The 18,431-nt window shown below is 67.5% G+C and carries 16 protein-coding genes; 12 read left to right on the top strand and 4 right to left on the bottom strand.

Annotation, left to right across the window (positions count from 1 at the left end):
- Positions 1-13 precede the first annotated feature (13 nt).
- From AC5RUP_RS04095 to sdhC, 4 genes are all read right to left on the bottom strand, one after another.
- Positions 14-802: a succinate dehydrogenase iron-sulfur subunit gene (locus AC5RUP_RS04095; protein ID WP_494068244.1), complete on the bottom strand. Its 789-nt coding sequence runs from the start codon at positions 800-802 to the stop codon at positions 14-16.
- Complete coding sequence (gene sdhA, locus AC5RUP_RS04090; protein ID WP_493978599.1) at positions 802-2,589, bottom strand: succinate dehydrogenase flavoprotein subunit; 1,788 nt, start codon at positions 2,587-2,589, stop codon at positions 802-804. Before sdhA ends, AC5RUP_RS04095 begins: the two co-directional genes overlap by 1 nt.
- Before the next feature lie 88 nt (positions 2,590-2,677).
- Positions 2,678-3,148, bottom strand: a complete 471-nt coding sequence (locus tag AC5RUP_RS04085; RefSeq protein WP_493978600.1) for a succinate dehydrogenase hydrophobic membrane anchor subunit — start codon at positions 3,146-3,148, stop codon at positions 2,678-2,680.
- Positions 3,149-3,151: 3 nt separating this feature from the next.
- Entirely contained in the window at positions 3,152-3,535 is a 384-nt protein-coding gene (gene sdhC, locus AC5RUP_RS04080) for a succinate dehydrogenase, cytochrome b556 subunit (RefSeq protein WP_493978601.1), read from the bottom strand.
- A gap of 338 nt (positions 3,536-3,873) precedes the next feature.
- On the opposite strand from sdhC, the gene AC5RUP_RS04075 reads away from it, so the two are divergent.
- The 12 genes from AC5RUP_RS04075 to eno all read left to right on the top strand — a co-directional run bounded on the left by AC5RUP_RS04075 (position 3,874) and on the right by eno (position 18,378).
- Positions 3,874-5,019, top strand: a complete 1,146-nt coding sequence (locus AC5RUP_RS04075; RefSeq protein WP_494133451.1) for a mannose-1-phosphate guanylyltransferase — start codon at positions 3,874-3,876, stop codon at positions 5,017-5,019.
- Positions 5,020-5,118: 99 nt separating this feature from the next.
- Positions 5,119-6,348 carry an amidohydrolase gene (locus AC5RUP_RS04070; RefSeq protein ID WP_494092209.1) on the top strand — a complete coding sequence of 410 codons (1,230 nt, stop codon included), beginning with the start codon at positions 5,119-5,121 and terminating at the stop codon, positions 6,346-6,348.
- A gap of 192 nt (positions 6,349-6,540) precedes the next feature.
- Positions 6,541-7,659: a BMP family lipoprotein gene (locus AC5RUP_RS04065; RefSeq protein WP_494153808.1), complete on the top strand. Its 1,119-nt coding sequence runs from the start codon at positions 6,541-6,543 to the stop codon at positions 7,657-7,659.
- 177 nt (positions 7,660-7,836) lie between these two features.
- On the top strand, positions 7,837-9,402 hold the full coding sequence (locus AC5RUP_RS04060) for an ABC transporter ATP-binding protein (RefSeq protein WP_494153807.1): 1,566 nt from the start codon (positions 7,837-7,839) through the stop codon (positions 9,400-9,402).
- Complete coding sequence (locus AC5RUP_RS04055; protein ID WP_494153806.1) at positions 9,399-10,760, top strand: ABC transporter permease; 1,362 nt, start codon at positions 9,399-9,401, stop codon at positions 10,758-10,760. Before AC5RUP_RS04060 ends, AC5RUP_RS04055 begins: the two co-directional genes overlap by 4 nt.
- Entirely contained in the window at positions 10,757-12,046 is a 1,290-nt protein-coding gene (locus AC5RUP_RS04050) for an ABC transporter permease (protein WP_494153805.1), read from the top strand. The genes AC5RUP_RS04055 and AC5RUP_RS04050 overlap by 4 nt, the downstream gene beginning before the upstream one ends.
- 2 nt (positions 12,047-12,048) lie before the next feature.
- Positions 12,049-12,453, top strand: coding sequence for a cytidine deaminase (locus tag AC5RUP_RS04045; RefSeq protein ID WP_494001488.1), 405 nt, complete (start codon positions 12,049-12,051; stop codon positions 12,451-12,453).
- 31 nt (positions 12,454-12,484) lie between these two features.
- On the top strand, positions 12,485-13,771 hold the full coding sequence (locus AC5RUP_RS04040) for a thymidine phosphorylase (RefSeq protein ID WP_494158293.1): 1,287 nt from the start codon (positions 12,485-12,487) through the stop codon (positions 13,769-13,771).
- 324 nt (positions 13,772-14,095) lie between these two features.
- On the top strand, positions 14,096-14,995 hold the full coding sequence (locus AC5RUP_RS04035) for a DedA family protein (protein ID WP_494158292.1): 900 nt from the start codon (positions 14,096-14,098) through the stop codon (positions 14,993-14,995).
- Positions 14,996-15,055: 60 nt separating this feature from the next.
- On the top strand, positions 15,056-16,201 hold the full coding sequence (locus AC5RUP_RS04030) for an adenosine deaminase (protein WP_494150196.1): 1,146 nt from the start codon (positions 15,056-15,058) through the stop codon (positions 16,199-16,201).
- Positions 16,202-16,208: 7 nt separating this feature from the next.
- A complete protein-coding gene (locus tag AC5RUP_RS04025; protein ID WP_494158291.1) occupies positions 16,209-17,006 on the top strand; it encodes a MazG nucleotide pyrophosphohydrolase domain-containing protein in 798 nt (265 codons plus the stop codon).
- A 91-nt stretch (positions 17,007-17,097) separates the two neighbouring features.
- Positions 17,098-18,378 carry a phosphopyruvate hydratase gene (gene eno / locus AC5RUP_RS04020; RefSeq protein ID WP_494133442.1) on the top strand — a complete coding sequence of 427 codons (1,281 nt, stop codon included), beginning with the start codon at positions 17,098-17,100 and terminating at the stop codon, positions 18,376-18,378.
- Positions 18,379-18,431: the final 53 nt, after the last annotated feature.

The raw sequence follows: 18,431 nt of genomic DNA, 5'->3' as shown, positions 1-18,431 counted from the left end.
CCGCCCGGGTTGGCTACACGGAGCGGGCCAGGATCGCCTGGCGGACCTCGGTGATCGCCTTGGTCACCTGGATGCCGCGGGGGCAGGCCTCGGTGCAGTTGAAGGTGGTGCGGCAGCGCCACACGCCTTCCTTGTCGTTGAGGACCTCCAGGCGCATGTCGCCGGCATCATCGCGGGAATCGAAGATGAAGCGGTGCGCGTTCACGATCGCCGCCGGCCCGAAGTACTGGCCGTCGGTCCAGAACACCGGGCAGGAGGAGGTGCAGGCGGCGCAGAGGATGCACTTGGTGGTGTCGTCGAACCGCTCGCGGTCCTCCTGCGACTGCAGCCGCTCGCGGGTCGGCGCGTGGCCGTTGTTGATCAGGAACGGCATGATCTCGCGGTAGGACTGGAAGAACGGCTCCATGTCCACGATCAGGTCCTTCTCCACCGGCAGGCCCTTGATCGGTTCCACCGTGATGGGCTTGGCCGTGTCCAGGTCCTTCAGCAGCGTCTTGCAGGCCAGGCGGTTGCGGCCGTTGATGCGCATCGCATCGGAGCCGCAGACGCCGTGGGCGCAGGACCGGCGGAAGGATACGGAACCGTCATGCTCCCACTTGACCTTGTGCAGGGCATCCAGCACGCGGTCCGTGCCGTACATGGTGAGCTTGAACTCGTCCCAGCGGGCTTCCTCGGAAACTTCCGGATCGTAGCGGCGGACCTTCAGCGTAATGTCAAAGCTGGGGATCTCGCCGCCGCCGCCGACCCCGGGAGCCAGCTCGACCTTGGACGGTCCTTCGGGAATTTCGGTCGCGGTGCTCATCAGTATTTCCTCACCATCGGTTCGTAGCGCGTGAATACCACGGGTTTGGTATCCATGCGGATGCCGGCCGTCTGATCGGTCACGGCGTCGACGTCCAGGTAGCACATGGAGTGCTTCATGAAGTTCTCGTCGTCGCGGTCCGGGTAGTCCTCGCGGAAGTGTCCGCCGCGGGACTCCGTGCGGTGCAGCGCCGCCACGGTCATCACCTGGGCCATGTCCAGCAGGAAGCCGAGTTCCACGGCCTCCAGCAGGTCCAGGTTGAAGCGCTTGCCCTTGTCCTGGACGCTGATGTTCTTGTAGCGCTCGCGCAGCGAAGCGATCACGTTCAGCGCCTCGGTCAGGGACTTCTCGTCGCGGAACACCTGCACGTTGGCGTCCATGATGTCCTGCAGTTCCTTGCGGATCTGGGCGACCCGCTCGGTACCGGTGCCGCCGCGCACCGTCTCGAGCAGCTCCATCGTGTACAGCTCCGGGTTCTCCGGCAGCTCGACGAAGTCCGCGGTCTTGGCGTACTCGGCGGCGTTGATGCCGGAGCGCTTGCCGAAGACGTTGATGTCCAGCAGGGAGTTGGTTCCCAGCCGGTTCGAGCCGTGGACGGAGACGCAGGCCACCTCGCCGGCGGCGTACAGGCCCGGCACAACGGTGTCGTTGTCCTGCAGCACCTCGGCCTTGATGTTGGTGGGAATGCCACCCATGGCGTAGTGGGCGGTGGGGAACACCGGCACCGGCTCGGTGTAGGGTTCGACGCCGAGGTAGGTGCGCGCGAACTCCGTGATGTCCGGCAGCTTCGCGTCAATGTGCGCCGGCTCCAGGTGGGTCAGGTCCAGCAGCACGTAGTCCTTGTTCGGACCGCAGCCGCGGCCTTCCCGAACCTCCAAGGCCATGGAGCGGGCCACGATGTCACGCGGCGCCAGGTCCTTGATGGTGGGGGCGTAGCGCTCCATGAAGCGCTCACCGTCGGCGTTGCGGAGAATTCCGCCTTCGCCGCGGGCGGCCTCGGAGAGCAGGATGCCCAGGCCGGCCAGGCCGGTCGGGTGGAACTGGACGAACTCCATGTCCTCCAGCGGCAGGCCGCGGCGGAACGCGATGCCCATGCCGTCGCCGGTCAGGGTGTGCGCGTTGGAGGTGGTCTTGAAGACCTTGCCCACGCCGCCCGAAGCGAAGATGACGGACTTGGCCTGGAAGACGTGGAGCTCGCCCGAGGCCAGATCATAACTGACCACGCCGGCGACGCGCTTCTGCTTGTAGGGGGTGCCGTCCGCGCGGGTGGCGTCTTCCTCGACCAGCAGCAGGTCCAGCACGTAGTACTCGTTGTAGAACTCAACGTTGTGCTTGACGCAGTTTTGGTAGAGGGTCTGCAGGATCATGTGTCCGGTGCGGTCGGCGGCGTAGCAGGCGCGGCGGACCGGGGCCTTGCCGTGGTCGCGGGTGTGTCCGCCGAAGCGGCGCTGGTCGATCTTGCCCTCGGGCGTCCGGTTGAACGGCAGACCCATCTTTTCCAGGTCCAGCACCGCGTCGATGGCTTCCTTGGCCATCACTTCGGCGGCATCCTGGTCAACCAGGTAGTCGCCGCCCTTGATCGTGTCAAAGGTGTGCCATTCCCAGTTGTCCTCTTCGACGTTCGCCAGTGCGGCGCACATGCCGCCCTGGGCCGCGCCGGTGTGGGAACGGGTGGGATACAGCTTGGTCAGTACTGCGGTGTGCGCGCGCTGGCCTGATTCGATCGCGGCGCGCATACCGGCGCCACCGGCACCGACAATGACGACGTCGTACTTATGGACCTGCATACTGGATGCTCTTTCTGTTGAAACTGGGTTTTCTTCGCCGTGTGGGGTTCACGACGGGCAACGGCGCCGCGGTCTGTCGCGGGGACGGTTAGGGGGCCGGGCAGAACGACGGCAGCAGCTCGGCGGTGGCGTTGGCCGGGCACGGATCGAAGGTGAAGATCACCAGGGTGCCGAGCACGATGATGACGGCAGAGGCCACGTACAGGACCATCTTGAACCAGAAGCGGGTGATGTCCTTTTCCGCGTAGTCCTCGATGATGGTCCGCACGCCGTTGGTGCCGTGCAGCATGGCCAGCCAGAGCATGGCCAGGTCCCAGATCTGCCAGAACGGGTCGGCCCACTTGCCGGCCACGAAGCCGAAGTCGATGGCGTGGACGCCTTCGCCCACCATCAGGTTGACGAACAGGTGCCCAAAGACCAGCACCACCAGGATGAGGCCGGAGAGCCGCATGAACAGCCATGCGTACAGTTCAAAGTTGCCCTTGCGCCCCTTGTTGCGCATGTACTCGGGAGCGATGCGGGCGCTGCGGGGGGCCTGGATTTCAGAGTTGACCGACATGAGTTAGTGACCCCCGGTGAAAGCGAGCGTGAGGTGGCGGATGAGGAACGGAATCATGACGACGACCCAGAGGCCGACAACCCCCCACAGAAGCTTGGCCTGGTACTTGGGCCCCTTCTTCCAGAAGTCGATGAGGATGACGCGAAGCCCGTTAAAGGCGTGGTAGACGATGGCCGCTACCAGGCCGGCTTCCAGAATGGCCATGATCGGGTTCTTGTACGTGGCCATGACGGCGTCATAGGCGCCCGGGGATACCCGGACCAGCGCGGTATCGAGCACGTGTACCAAGAGAAAGAAAAAGATTGCGACGCCCGTGATGCGGTGTCCTACCCAAGACCACATGCCTTCACGGCCGCGGTATAAGGTCCCTGCTGGTGTCTTCGACACTGAATTACCCTCCCTGCATCGCAGAGGCGCAGCGTGGCTTCCACGCAAGAGTTGACGCCGGTGCGAGAGCGCTCTATAGCTCAAGACTAATCTAGGCTTCGCTGAGGGCTTATTCAATTCAGGTACAGCAGGGTGTGACCTTCTTAACAGCACGGGTTTGACCGCCCGTGCCGTACCGGCTTCCACGGGGCGGGTGAGACCGGTCCGCGGCCCCGCAGGCTCTGGATTCCGACGGGGCGGCCGTTTGCGCTGTTACGGGACCGGCAAACCACCCGGACGGCAGAAATCGGCCCGCAGGATGAAGGCGGTACCCACGTTGCTGGATTACCGTGGAGAGCGTGAACACTCAAGCAGCAGGCCGGGGTGCGGCCGACGACGACGCCGTGCTGGACCGTTTTCATGCAGTTATTCCGGCCGGCGGGACCGGGACGCGGTTGTGGCCGCTGTCCCGCGCGGCGGCGCCGAAGTTCCTGCACGACCTGACCGGTTCCGGGTCCACGCTGATCCGCGCCACCTATTCCCGTCTCGAGCCGCTGTGCCAGGGGCGGACCCTGGTGGTTACCGGTAAGTTGCACCGACAGGCGGTCTGCGCCCAGCTGCCCGAGCTTCAGGATGCGAACCTGGTGCTGGAGCCGGAGCCGAAGGACTCGGCGGCGGCGATCGGTCTCGCCGCGGCGATCCTGTACCGGCGGGACCCGCGGATCATCATGGGCTCCTTTGCCGCGGACCAGGTGATCACCCCGGTGGAGGACTTCCAGCAGGCGGTTCGCGAGGCCGTGCACACCGCGGCCGAGGGCTACATCGTCACGATCGGGATCACGCCGACGCATCCGGCCACCGGATTCGGGTACATCCGCTCCGCCGGGGCGCTGCAGGTCCCCGGGGCGCCCTCCGCGCAGGCGGTGGCCGAGTTCGTGGAGAAACCCGACGAGCAGGTGGCCCGCGGCTATCTGGCGACGGGGGAATATTCCTGGAACGCCGGCATGTTCGTGGCGCCGGTGGACCTGCTGCTGAAGCATTTGGAAACCAACGAACCCGAACTCTTTGCCGGCCTGACTGAGATCGCCGAGGCCTGGGACACTCCGGCCCGCGGCGCGGTGATGCGCAGGATCTGGCCGGACCTGCCCAAGACGGCGATCGACTACGCGGTGGCCGAACCCGCGGCGGCCGCCGGGGACGTGGCGATGATCCCCGGTTCCTTCTCCTGGGACGACGTGGGCGACTTCGCCGCGATCGGGCGGTTGAATACCGCCAGCGAAACCTCCGGGCTCACGGTCCTCGGCGAAGGGGCGAGGGTCTTCGCGGAGTCGGCCACCGGCGTCGTGGTATCCGACACCAAACGCGTGATCGCGCTGATCGGCATCGACGACGTCGTCGTGGTCGACACCCCGGACGCGCTGCTGGTCACCACCAAGGAACACGCGCAGAAGGTGAAGTCTGCCGTCGAGCACCTCAGGGCCAGCGGCGACACCGACGTCCTCTAAAGGCGTCCGTATGGCACCCGGGGCCGGCGGCGAAAGCCTGGTCCTGTGCAAGGTGCGCGACCGTCCTCGGAAGGTCGCCCAAATCGATAGAGTGCAGGTGTGCAGAAGATTTCAGAAACTCCGCTGGCCAATCTCAATATCGGCGTCTGGGCATCGCCGCTGCTGGATGAACTCCGGCGGTTCCGGCGGGACCTGCACCAGCATCCCGAGTTGTCGCACAAGGAATTCCTCACCACCCGGAAGCTGGCCGAGCGGCTGACGGCCGCAGGGCTGGAACCGCAATTGCTGGACGGAACCGGGCTGTTCGTCGACGTCGGGGAGGGCCCGTTGGCCATCGGGCTGCGCGCGGATATCGACGCCCTGCCGATCATGGAAGAAACCGGCCTCGACTACGCCTCGGTCAACACCGGCATCAGCCATGCCTGCGGACACGACATCCACACCACGGTGATGCTCGGCGTCGCGCTGGTCCTGCGCAAACTGGATCTGGAAGGCGAACTGTCCGCCCGCGTGCGGGTCATCTTCCAGCCGGCCGAGGAGACCATGCCCGGCGGCGCGTTGGCCGTCATCGAGCAGGGCGTGCTGGAAGGGCTGCCGCGGATCCTGGCCCTGCACTGCGACCCGCGCATCGACGTCGGCCTGGTCGGCACCCGGATCGGAGCCATCACCTCCGCCTCGGACACCATACGGATAGAACTGCGCGGGCGCGGCGGGCACACGTCCCGCCCGCACCTGACGGAGGACCTGGTGTTCGCGCTGGCCGAGATCGCCGTCAGTGTCCCGGCCGTCATCAACCGGCGGATCGATGTCCGCAGCGCCGTATCGCTCGTGTGGGGGCAGATCCAGGCGGGAGCCGCTCCCAACGCGATCCCGGCCGTCGGCTACATGGCCGGCACCATGCGCTGCCTGGACGGGGAAGCCTGGCAGGCCGCCGGTGAGCTGGTGGACGAGGTGGTCAACCAGGTGGCCGCACCGTTCGGCGTGGACGTCAAGCTCGAACACATCCGCGGCGTGCCTCCCGTGATCAACACCGAGCGGGAAACCACGCTGCTCGAGGCGGCGGCCCGGAGCGAGTTGGGGGAGGACGCGGTGACCCTCACTCCGCAGTCGATGGGCGGGGAGGACTTCGCCTGGATGACCCAGGAAGTGCCCGGCGCCATGATGCGGCTAGGCACCCGGAGCCCGGGCGGCGAAACCTTCGACCTGCACCGCGGCGACTACGCTCCCGACGAGCACGCCATCGGCGTGGGCGTGCGCGTCATGGCCAAGGCCGCCGTGCTGGCCGCCCGGCGTCACCGGGACACGGCAGCCGGTGCTACCCAAAAGTAACAACTTTTGAACAATCTGCGCGCGCCGGTAGCGATTGCTTCGCCGGTGGGGCGCGTGGGAACTACTGTAGGGTCATCAACTGTGCACCTGCAGGACAGGTGCTGTGCCACGCGGAGTACAAGTCAAACGCCGCACTTCTTGTGAAGCGACCATTGAACTGTGGCGGGGCAGACATTCTTTTATGGAGGAACATTGAAGACTTCACTGCGCAAGATTAAGCGCGGCACCGGCCTCTCCGCCGCGGTGCTAGGCGCGTCCGCACTGGTTCTGACCGCTTGCGGCGCACCGCCGGCCCAAGAGGGCGGCGCCAGCGGCAGCCCGGCAGCGGAAGGCACCGACTACCTCGGCTGCATCGTCTCCGACTCCGGTGGATTCGACGACCGCTCGTTCAACCAGTCGAGCTACGAAGGCCTGAAGATGGCCGAGGAAGAGCTGGGCATCAAGATCCGCGAGGCCGAGTCCCAGGCCGAGACCGATTTTGGTCCCAACGTGGATGCTATGGTGCAGGCCAACTGCGACATGGTCCTCACGGTCGGCTTCCTGCTGGGCGACGTGACCAAGGAAGCGGCTGCGGCCAACCCCGAGACCAACTTCGCGATCGTCGACTACAACGACCCGGAGTTCGGCGACAACGTTAAGCCGATCATCTACGACACGGCGCAGGCGGCGTTCCTGGCCGGCTACGTCGCGGCCGCAACCAGCGAGACCGGCAAGGTGGCCACCTACGGCGGCATGAACATCCCCACCGTCACCATCTTCATGGACGGCTTCGCCGACGGCGTGGACTACTACAACGAGCAGAAGGACGCCAACGTCGAACTGCTCGGCTGGAACAAGGAAGCCCAGAACGGCACCTTCGTCGGCAACTTCGAGGACCAGGGCAAGGGCAAGACCAACACCCTGAACTTCATCAACGAGGGCGCGGACATCATCATGCCGGTGGCCGGCCCGGTGGGCCTGGGCACGCTGGACGCCGTGCTCGAAGCCAACGCCGACGGCAAGGATGCCAAGGTTGTCTGGGTCGATTCTGACGGCTACGAAAGCGCCGGCAAGGCCGAGGAGTTCATCCTTACTTCGGTTGTCAAGGAGATGGGCGCCTCGGTAGAGGACGTTATTCGGACCGACTTCGGGGGCAACTTCGACAGCACCCCGTACATCGGAACCCTGGAGAACGGCGGCGTGGCACTGGCCCCGTTCCATGACCTCGACGCAGCGGTTTCCGATGAGACCAAGTCGGAACTGGAAACCATCAAGGAATCGATCATCTCGGGCGAGATCAAGGTCGAATCCAAGTCCAGCCCGCAGCAGTAAGCACGCAGCGGACCGCCGCCCTCCGTACCGGACACCGGTGCCGAGGGCGGCGGTCCGCGCTGTAATCGGCCGAACCGGTTTAGGCTAGGCACAGCGTCCGGGCAGCAGCACCGTCCGGCACCGCGCCGCTGGATGAGGACCGTCGTACCTACGGACAAAGAACAGGTGGGTTGGGGTTTGAAACTCGAGCTCAAGGGAATCACCAAGCGATTCGGCTCCCTGGTTGCCAACGACCACATTGACCTGGTGGTGCAGCCGGGACAGGTGCACAGCCTGCTGGGTGAAAACGGCGCCGGGAAATCGACGCTGATGAACGTCCTCTACGGGCTTTACGAGCCCAGCGAAGGCCAGATCCTGGTCGACGACAAACCGGTGACCTTCGACGGCCCCGGGGATGCCATGGCGGCCGGCATCGGCATGGTGCACCAGCACTTCATGCTGGTCCCGGTGTTCACCGTGGCCGAGAACGTGGCGCTGGGCAATGAGGCGACCAAGGCCGGCGGCCAACTCAACCTGGAGGAGACCCGGGCCCGGATCAGGGAGATCTCCGACCAATACGGTTTCGAGGTGGATCCCGATGCTGTGGTCGAGGACCTGCCGGTCGGGGTGCAGCAGCGGGTCGAAATCATCAAGGCCCTGGTCCGGGACGCCGAAGTGCTGATCCTGGACGAGCCGACCGCCGTCCTGACGCCCAAGGAAACCGATGAGCTGCTGGGCATCATGGGCCAGCTCAAGGCCGACGGCAAGGCCATCGTCTTCATCTCCCACAAGCTGCGCGAAGTCAAGGCGGTTTCGGACATCATCACGGTCATTCGCCGTGGCAAGGTCATCGGCGACGCGCCGCCCTCGGCCTCCACGACCGAGTTGGCGGAAATGATGGTGGGCCGCGCCGTCAGCCTGACCCTCAACAAGGAACCGGCCCGGCCGGGCGAGGAAACGCTCACCGTCGAGAACCTCACGGTGCGCTCGGCCACGGGCCAGCGCGTGGTGGACGGCATCAGTTTCGGCATCGCGCGCGGCGAGATCCTCGCGGTGGCCGGCGTCCAAGGCAACGGGCAGACCGAACTGACCGAGGCGATCCTGGGCCTGCAGGACCACGTGTCCGGCTCCATCAGGCTCGAAGGCCGCGAACTGGTGGGCCGCAAGGTCAAGGACATCATCGAGGCCGGCGTCGGTTTCGTGCCGGAGGACCGCAGCGTCGAGGGCCTGGTCGGGACCTTCTCGGTGGCCGAAAACCTCATCCTCAACCGCTACGACCAGCCGCCGTTTGCCCGCGGCCTGGCCATGAAGCCGGCCCTGGTCGCCCAGAACGCCGAGCAGTACATCTCGGAGTTCGACGTCCGCACCCAGTCCGCGGCGGCGGCGGCCGGTACGCTCTCCGGCGGAAACCAGCAAAAGGTGGTCATGGCCCGGGAACTGTCCAGGCCGTTGAAGCTCTTTATCGCTTCCCAGCCCACCCGCGGCGTGGACGTAGGCTCCATCGAATTCCTGCACAAGCGGATCGTCGCCGAGCGCGACGTCGGCACGCCGGTGATGATCGTTTCCACCGAACTGGACGAGGTGCTGGAACTTGCCGACCGGATCGCCGTGCTTTACCAGGGCCGGCTGATGGGCATCGTCCCCGCCGGCACCTCGCGCGGCGAGCTGGGCCTGATGATGGCCGGCATGAGCGCCGAGGAAGCACAGGCACACCGGACGGACGCCGAAGTACAGCAGACAGACGCCGAAGGAGGCGAGGAATGAGCGCGGACGAGTCCGGCAAGCACGGGAAGCGGGCGAAACACGCGGGAACGCCCGCGGCGGAGGGCGACGAGCAGCGGCTCGAGGCGGCTGCCGCCCTCGGCGACGGCACCCAGGCACCGCCGGCCGTGTTGCCCACGGGGGAGAGCCTGCACCCCGAGCTGCGCGCGCATCAGACCGTCATGCAGCGGATCGTCTCCGGCAACGCGCTGGTGGCTGTCCTCGCCATCGTGCTGTCCCTGATCGCCGGCGGCATCCTGATCGCGTTGACGAACGAGGAAGTCGCCCGGACCTCCAGCTACTTCTTCGCCCGGCCGCAGGACATGCTGGCTGCCGGCTGGACGGCCGCCGCCAACGCCTACGCCGCCCTGTTCCAAGGCTCGATCTTCAACTTCGAGGGCGCCACGTTCGCCCGGATGATCTACCCCTTGACCCAGACGCTGACCGTGGCCACGCCGCTCATCTGCGCGGGCCTGGGCGTGGCGCTGGCGTTCCGCGCGGGACTGTTCAACATCGGCGCGCAGGGCCAGATCATCATCGGTGCCACCCTGGCCGCCTGGGTCGGCTTCAGCTGGCACCTTCCGGTGGGCCTGCACCTGCTCCTGGTCATCATCGCCGGCATCATCGGCGGCGCACTGTGGGGCGGCCTCGTCGGCCTGCTGAAGGCCAAGACCGGTGCCCACGAGGTGATCCTGTCGATCATGCTCAACTACGTGGCCATCAACCTGGTGCTGTACCTGCTGACCATGCCGGCGTTCCAACGTCCGGGCTCCACCAACCCGATCAGCCCGCAACTGGATGCCACGGCCATGTATCCGCCGCTCTTCGGGGACACCTTCCGGCTGCACTGGGGCTTCGTGGTGGCCATCCTGGCCACCGTTTTTTGCTGGTGGCTGCTCAACCGCTCCACCATCGGCTTCGAGTTGCGCGCGGTCGGTTCCAACCCGCACGCCGCCCGCACCGCCGGCATCAGCGTCACCAAGGGCTACGTCGTGGTGATGGTGCTGGCGGGCGCCCTCGCCGGCCTGGCCGGAGTCGCGCAAGTGGCCGGGACCGAACGCGTGCTGACCTCCGGCGTCGCGGCCAGTTTCGGGTTCGACGCCATCACCGTGGCACTGCTGGGACGTTCGACGCCGTGGGGCACCTTCGCGGCCGGCCTGCTGTTCGGCGCCTTCCGCGCCGGCGGGGTGACCATGCAGACCAACACGGGCACCGGCATCGACATCGTGCTGGTGGTCCAGTCCATGATCGTGCTGTTCATCGCGGCGCCGCCGCTCGTGCGCGCGATCTTCCGGCTCCCCGAGCCGGGCAAACTGACGGCAAAACCCCGTAAGACCGCAAGCACCGGAGGTGCAGCATGAGCACGGTTACCGCCACCGCCCCGCAGCAAAGCCCAGCCGCTGCGGACACCGTGCGGAACTGGAAGACGCCGGTCATCCTGGCCGTCCTGGCTTTCGCGGCCGTCCTGGTTTTCGCGGTCGGGGCGCCGAACAACTCGGTGACCTTCCGGCTGTCGGATCCCAACGACCCGGTGGTGCTGCCGTCGGTGGTGCTCTCGGCCGTCGTCACCGGCTGGGTCACGGCCGTCCTGATGCTCGCCGGCGCCGTCTGGTCGTTCATGCTGGTCCGGTCCGGGCGAAAGGTCCCCGGCTGGCTGGTGGCCGTCTTTGCCGTGCTGTTCGTGGTCGGATTCCTCACCTGGGTGGTCGGCAGCGCCCGGACCCCCAACGTGGCCCTCTACGGGCTGCTGGCCGGTTCGGTCACGCTGGCCGTGCCGCTGATCTTCGGCTCCCTCTCCGGCGTGCTGTGCGAGCGTTCCGGCGTCGTCAACATCGCCATCGAAGGACAGTTGCTGTTCGGTGCCTTCTCCGCCGCGGTCGCCGGGTCGCTCTCCGGCAACGCGTTCATCGGGCTGGCCGCAGCGGCCGTCGGCGGCGTGCTCGTTTCGGCGGTACTGGCGGTGTTCAGCATCAAGTACATCGTCAACCAGGTGATCGTGGGGGTGGTGCTCAACGTGCTGGTTTCCGGCCTGACCGGTTTCTTGTTCTCCACCGTCCTCTCGGCCGACTCGGCCACCTGGAACTCTCCGCCGCGGCTGCCGATCATCAGCATTCCGGTGCTGTCCGACATCCCGATCATCGGCCCCATCCTGTTCGAGCAGTCGGTGGTCGGCTACCTGATGTACGTCGCGGTGGCCGTGATCTACTTCGGCCTGTTCCACACCAAGTGGGGCCTGCGCACCCGTGCCGTCGGGGAACACCCGAAGGCGGCGGACACCCTGGGCGTGAAGGTCAACCGGATGCGGTTCATGAACGTGCTGCTGGCCGGTGTCGTCGCCGGTTTCGGCGGCGCCTTCTTCACCCTGGTCCTTGTCTCCAGCTTCGGCCGCGACATGACCGCCGGGCAGGGCTACATCGCCCTGGCGGCGCTGATCTTCGGCCGCTGGAACCCGCTGTACGCGTTCTTCGCGGCGCTGCTGTTTGGCTTCGCGACCAACCTGCAGTACGTGCTCAGCGCCCTGGGCTCCACGGTGCCGAACCAGTTCCTGGCCATGCTGCCCTACGTGGTGACCATCTTCGCCGTCGCCGGCCTGGTGGGCCGCGCCCGACCCCCGGCCGCCAGCGGCGTGCCGTACATCAAGGGTTGACCGTGGAAGCACCAACGACGGCCCAGGTGGACTGGCACGCCCTCCAGCAGGCCGCGGAGGCCGCCATGCGGCTGGCCTACGTACCGTACTCGGGCTTCCCGGTCGGTGCCGCCGCGCTCACCGACGACGGCCGGATCGTCTCCGGCTGCAACGTGGAAAACGCCTCCTATGGCTTGACCCTGTGCGCGGAATGTTCGCTGGTGAGCCAGCTGAACATGACGGGCGGCGGGAAACTGGCCGCCTTCAGCTGCGTGGACGGGGAGGGCAACGCCCTGATGCCGTGCGGCCGGTGCCGTCAGCTGCTGTACGAGTTCCGCGCGCCCGGCATGCTGCTGATGACGCCGGCCGGCGTCAGGACCATGGACCAGGTGCTGCCCGACGCCTTCGGCCCGCAGCACCTGGCCTGACGGGCGGAACGCATCACCTAAGGAGCAGGACATGACCGAAACATTCGACGCCGTCGACATCATCCGGACCAAGCGGGACAAGGGAACGCTCAGCCCGGAGCAGATCGCCTGGACCATCGACGCCTACACCCGCGGGGCCATCGCCGATGAGCAGATGTCCGCGCTGAACATGGCCATACTGCTCAACGGCATGGACCGGGAGGAGATCGCGCACTGGACGACGGCGATGATCGCCTCCGGCGAGCGGATGGACTTCTCCTCGCTCGGCAAGCCGACCGCGGACAAGCATTCCACCGGCGGCGTGGGGGACAAGATCACCCTCCCGCTGGCCCCGCTGGTGGCCGTCTTCGGCGTGGCGGTGCCGCAGCTGTCCGGCCGCGGCCTGGGCCACACCGGCGGCACCCTGGACAAGCTCGAGTCGATTCCGGGCTGGCGGGCCCTGCTCAGCAATGACGAGATGATGAGCCAGCTGGCCGACATCGGCGCCGTGATCTGCGCGGCCGGGGCCGGCCTGGCTCCCGCGGACAAGAAGCTTTACGCGCTGCGCGACGTGACCGGCACGGTCGAGGCGATCCCGCTGATCGCCTCCTCGATCATGAGCAAGAAGATTGCCGAAGGCACCGGCTCGCTGGTGCTGGACGTGAAGGTCGGCAGCGGCGCCTTCATGAAGGACGAGCGCAACGCCCGGGAACTGGCCGAGACCATGGTCGCCCTGGGCCAGGACGCGGGCGTGAACACCGTGGCGCTGCTGACCGATATGAGCACGCCGCTCGGGCTGACCGCCGGCAACGCCATCGAGGTCGAGGAATCGGTGGAGGTGCTGGCGGGCGGCGGCCCCGAGGATGTCGTGGAGCTGACCGTGAGACTGGCCGATGAGATGCTGCACGCAGCCGGCGTGACGGATGCCGACCCCGCGGCCGCGCTGCGGGACGGCCGAGCCATGGACGTCTGGAAATCCATGATCCGCGCCCAGGGCGGGGATCCCGACGCCAGGCTGCCGGTGGCCAGGGAGTCGGAAGTCGTCTACGCCGAGGCCGACGGCGTGCTGATGCAGCTGGACGCCCTGGCCGTCGGCATCGCCGCTTGGCGGCTCGGTGCCGGCCGCGCCCGCAAGGAAGACGCCGTGCAGGCCGGGGCCGGCGTGCGGATGCACGCCAAGCCCGGGGCGGTGGTCCGCGCAGGCGAACCGCTGATGACGCTGCTGACCGATACCCCCGAAAGGTTCGACCGCGCCAAGGAGGCGCTGCGCGGCGCCGTCGTTATTGCCCCGGACGGGAGCCGGCCGGCCCGGCGGCTGATCATCGACCGGGTGGCGTGACTCACCCTTGACCCGGCCGCCTCGAGATCTCCGTCACTGCCTGCCTCCCTGGTGAGGGAGGGCGTGCAACGCTCTCCGGGGAGCTGGAGACCCCAGCTGAAAACAACTGGGGCAGCACGGATATATATCCACCGGGGCAAGCTCTTCCCGGCGTTCCCCTGGCCCCGCTACGATGAAATGGTGCGGCCGGAGCGGGGGATGCCCCGGCGCACCGCGGGGTCTGCGGCGTTGAGCGATGGGGGCCCGGTCAGGGATCTACCCGATAGCGGCACCAGATGCGGCATGGCATCGTTGGACTAGGTATCCAGCGGACAGGAACACTTCGTGCAGACTTTCATGGACGCGCTCAGCGTCTTCATCATCGATGCGGCAGCGCAATGGTGGATTTACCCACTGCTTCTGGCTCTCTGCCTGATCGACGGTATCTTCCCGCCGGTGCCCAGCGAATCGGTGGTCGTGGCACTGGCGGCCATTGCGGTATCCGCCGGAGCCCCGAATATTTGGCTGGTGGCGGCCGTTGCTGCCATCGGCGCGATCGCGGGGGACAACATCGCCTACCTGATCGGGCGCCGCATCGGTGCAGACCGTTTCCGCTGGATGCAGCGTCCCCGGGTTGCGGCGGCCTTCGCCTGGGCCCGCAGGGAACTGGACCGGCGCGGCGCGCTGCTGATCCTGAGCGCACGCTACATCCCGGTGGGCCGCGTGGCCGTCAACATGACCGCCGGCGCAACCTGCTACAACCACCGCAAGTTCGTCCTGTTTTCCGTCGCCGCCGGCATCTCCTGGTCCTTGTACTCGGTAGCCATCGGGGCGCTGGCCGGGCGGTGGTTCCATGACAACACCCTCCTGGCCGCCGGACTGGCGATCATGCTGGCGCTGCTGCTGGGCCTCCTGTTGGACCACGGCGTGAAATTGGCCAACCGGCGCCGTGCCGCGCGGCTGCGCGCCGCAGCCCCGGCCGGGTTCCGCGAAGCGGAGCCAGCCGAGGCGGGCCCGGCGGGCGAAGCGCGTTCGACGGCGGAAGCCGGACCGGCGGCGGACGCCGGCCTCACGGCGGCAGGCGATGCCGGCGCGCCCGCCGAGAGCCGGGACGCAGCAGTGGCCGCACGGCGCGATCCCGCCGACCAGCTGCCGGCAGCGGGCTCGCGGACCGTCCGCTTCGAACCGTACGTTCCCCTGGCCGTGCCCTCCCGCAACCGTTCCGCCGCCGGTCTCGACGACTGAACCCGGCGAGGGCATCCGCGCCGGTTCAGGCGTGCCCGGTGCTCGCGTAAGGTGGTGCCTGTGACTGAGCCTGAATACTCCGAAGACACCGCAGCCGACCTCGACGTCGACATCCGCAGCTTGCCGAAGGTTTCGCTGCACGACCACCTGGACGGCGGACTGCGCCCGGCCACGATCATTGAACTTGCCGCCGCCGAGGGCCACGAGTTGCCCTCCACCGACCCGGTGGCGCTCGGGGAGTGGTTCCGCGAATCGGCGGATTCCGGCTCGCTGGTCCGCTACCTGGAAACCTTTGACCACACCATCGCCGTGATGCAGACCAAGGACGGCCTGTTCCGCGTGGCCCGCGAATTCGTCGAGGACCTGGCCGACGACGGCGTGGTCTACGGCGAGGTCCGCTGGGCGCCCGAACAGCACCTGACCAAGGGCCTGACCCTGGACGAGGCGGTAGAGGCCGTCCAGGCAGGCCTGGACGCCGGCGTGGCCGCCGTGGAAGCCAGCGGCCGCCCCATCCAGGTCGGCCAGCTGGTCACCGCCATGCGGCATGCCGACCGCTCGCAGGAGATCGCAGAACTCGCCGTCCGCCACCGTGACCGGGGCGTCGTCGGATTCGACATCGCCGGTGCCGAGGACGGCTTCCCGCCCTCGCGCTTCAAGGACGCCTTCACCTACCTGGCCGAACAGCAGTTCCCGGTGACGATCCACGCCGGCGAGGCGGCCGGAGTGGACAGCATCGTGGACGCGCTGGTCAGCGGCCGCGCGCTGCGGCTGGGCCACGGCGTCCGGATCGCCGAGGACATCCAGGTGGACTTCGGACCCGACGACGAGGACGGCGAGGAGGTTGGCATGGTCACGCTGGGTCGGGTCGCCTCGTGGGTCCGCGACCGGGGCATCCCGCTCGAGTGCAGCCCGTCATCGAACCTGCAGACCGGGGCGATCTCCGTCTTCGGGGAGGATATCCACTCCCACCCGTTCGACCTGCTCTACCAGACCGGGTTCAAGGTCACGATCAACACCGACAACCGCCTGATGAGCGGAGTCACGCTCACCGACGAATACGAGTTGCTGGTGGAAACCTTCGACTACGACCTGGATGACCTGCTGGAGATCACCCTCAACGCGGCCGAGGCCGCTTTCCTGCCGCTGGAAGAGCGTGAGGCGCTCATCGAGTTCATCGGCGAGGGCTTCAACAGCCAGCTGGGCTGACGCCGCGATGCCTCACGCCGGACACTCCTGTGAACCGGGGCGGCTCCCGGACGCCCCCGCCGAGGCCGGCGGGGGGGAGCTCCCGGACGCCACCACCGGGGAGCCCGGCCGGGGGCGGGCGGTCGCCAGGCTGCTGGACGTCGTGGCACAACTGCGCGAGCACTGCCTGTGGACCGCGGCGCTGACCCACGAGTCGCTGATCGATTACCTCGTGGAGGAAGCCCACGAACTGGCCGAAGCCATCGAAACCGGCCACACCGGCCGGGCCGATGTTGCCGAGCTCAAGGGCGAACTGGCCGATGTGCTCTACCAGGTGGTGCTGCATGCCCGCCTGCAGGAAGAGCGGGGACATTTTGATTTCGACGCCGTGGCCGCGGAACTGACCGCCAAACTCATCCGGCGGAACCGGCATGTCTTCCGGCCGGACGGGTCCCTGCAGGAGAAGTTTTCGGAGACCATCGCCGAGATCGTGGCCGGCTACGACGCGGTCAAGGCGGCGGAAAAACCGGAGCGGACCACGCCGTTCGACGGCCTTCCCCACTCGCTGCCGGCGCTGGCGTTGGCAGCGAAATCGCTGGACCGCGCCGCCCGGGCGGGCAGCGGGCCGGCGGCCGGGCCGGAGCGGGGCAGCGCGCCCGGGGGCCCCGGCGCGGACGGTGCTGCCCGGACGGAAGACGACGTCGGCGAGGAGCTGTTCGCCGTCGTCCGCCGCGCAGTTGAGGCGGGCGTGGATCCCGAGCAGGCCCTGCGGGGCGCCGTCCGCAGATTCCAGCAGCGCGTAACGGAAGAAAACCGCGGCGGGTGATCTCGATTAGTCTTAAGCCGGACCTTGCAGCCGGCCCCGGCCTCGCCTGCAGACATTCCATCTTTTCGTTCCAACGAACAGGAGCTACTCCATGGCGCTGATCGATGCCATCCACGCGCGCGAAATCCTTGATTCCCGCGGCAACCCCACCGTAGAAGTTGAGGTGCTGCTCTCCGACGGCTCGATGGGCCGGGCCGCGGTTCCGTCCGGGGCCTCCACCGGGGCGTTCGAGGCGGTGGAACGCCGCGACGGCGAGAAGGACCGCTACCTGGGCAAGGGCGTCGGCCAGGCCGTGGCCGCCGTGGTGGACACCATCCAGCCGGCGCTGGCGGGCCTCGACGCCACCGACCAGCGGCTGATCGACCAGACCATGCTGGACCTGGACGGCACCTCCAACAAATCCGACCTTGGCGCCAACGCCATCCTCGGCGTTTCGCTGGCCGTGGCCTCGGCCGCCGCCGAATCCGCCAACCTCCCGCTGTACAAGTACCTGGGCGGCCCCAACGCGCACGTGCTGCCGGTTCCGCTGATGAACATCCTCAACGGCGGCTCGCACGCCGATTCCGACGTGGACATCCAGGAATTCATGGTGGTGCCGCTGGGCGCCGCCACGTTCTCCGAGGGGCTGCGCTGGGGCGTGGAGGTCTACCACAGCCTCAAGTCCGTGCTGAAGGAGAAGGGCCTGTCCACCGGGCTGGGCGACGAGGGCGGCTTCGCCCCGAACCTGCCCAGCAACCGGGCCGCGCTGGACCTGATCACCGAGGCGATCACCCGCGCCGGCTACACCCCGGGCAAGGACATCGCCCTGGCCCTGGATGTGGCGTCCTCCGAGTTCTACCAGGACGGCGCCTACCAGTTCGAGGGCAAATCCCTGACGGCGGCGGACATGAGCGCCTACTACGCCCAGCTGGTGGCCGACTTCCCGCTGGTCTCCATCGAGGATCCGCTGGACGAATCCGACTGGGAGGGCTGGGCCGCCCTGACGGCCGAGTTGGGCGACAAGGTGCAGCTGGTCGGCGACGACCTGTTCGTCACCAACCCCGAACGACTGCAGCAGGGCATCGATGCCAAGACCGCCAACTCCCTGTTGGTCAAGGTCAACCAGATCGGTTCGCTGACCGAAACCCTGGAGGCCGTGGCCCTGGCCCAGCGCAACGGCTACACCACGATCACCTCGCACCGCTCCGGCGAGACCGAGGACACCACGATCGCGGACATCGCCGTAGCCACCAACGCCGGCCAGATCAAGACCGGCGCCCCGGCCCGTTCGGAGCGCGTGGCCAAGTACAACCAGCTGCTGCGCATCGAGGAGGAGCTCGACGACGCAGCCCGCTACGCCGGTCGCGGCGCCTTCCCGCGTTTCACGGCGTAGTTCGGCCCGACCCTCGGTAATGTCTTAAGCGGGGCCCGGCGGCAAGCCGGAGC

Source organism: Arthrobacter sp. Y3223151 (genome assembly GCF_059091125.1).
The sequence above is the reverse complement of the archived record's forward strand: the minus strand, read 5'-3'. Positions and strand labels throughout refer to the sequence as shown.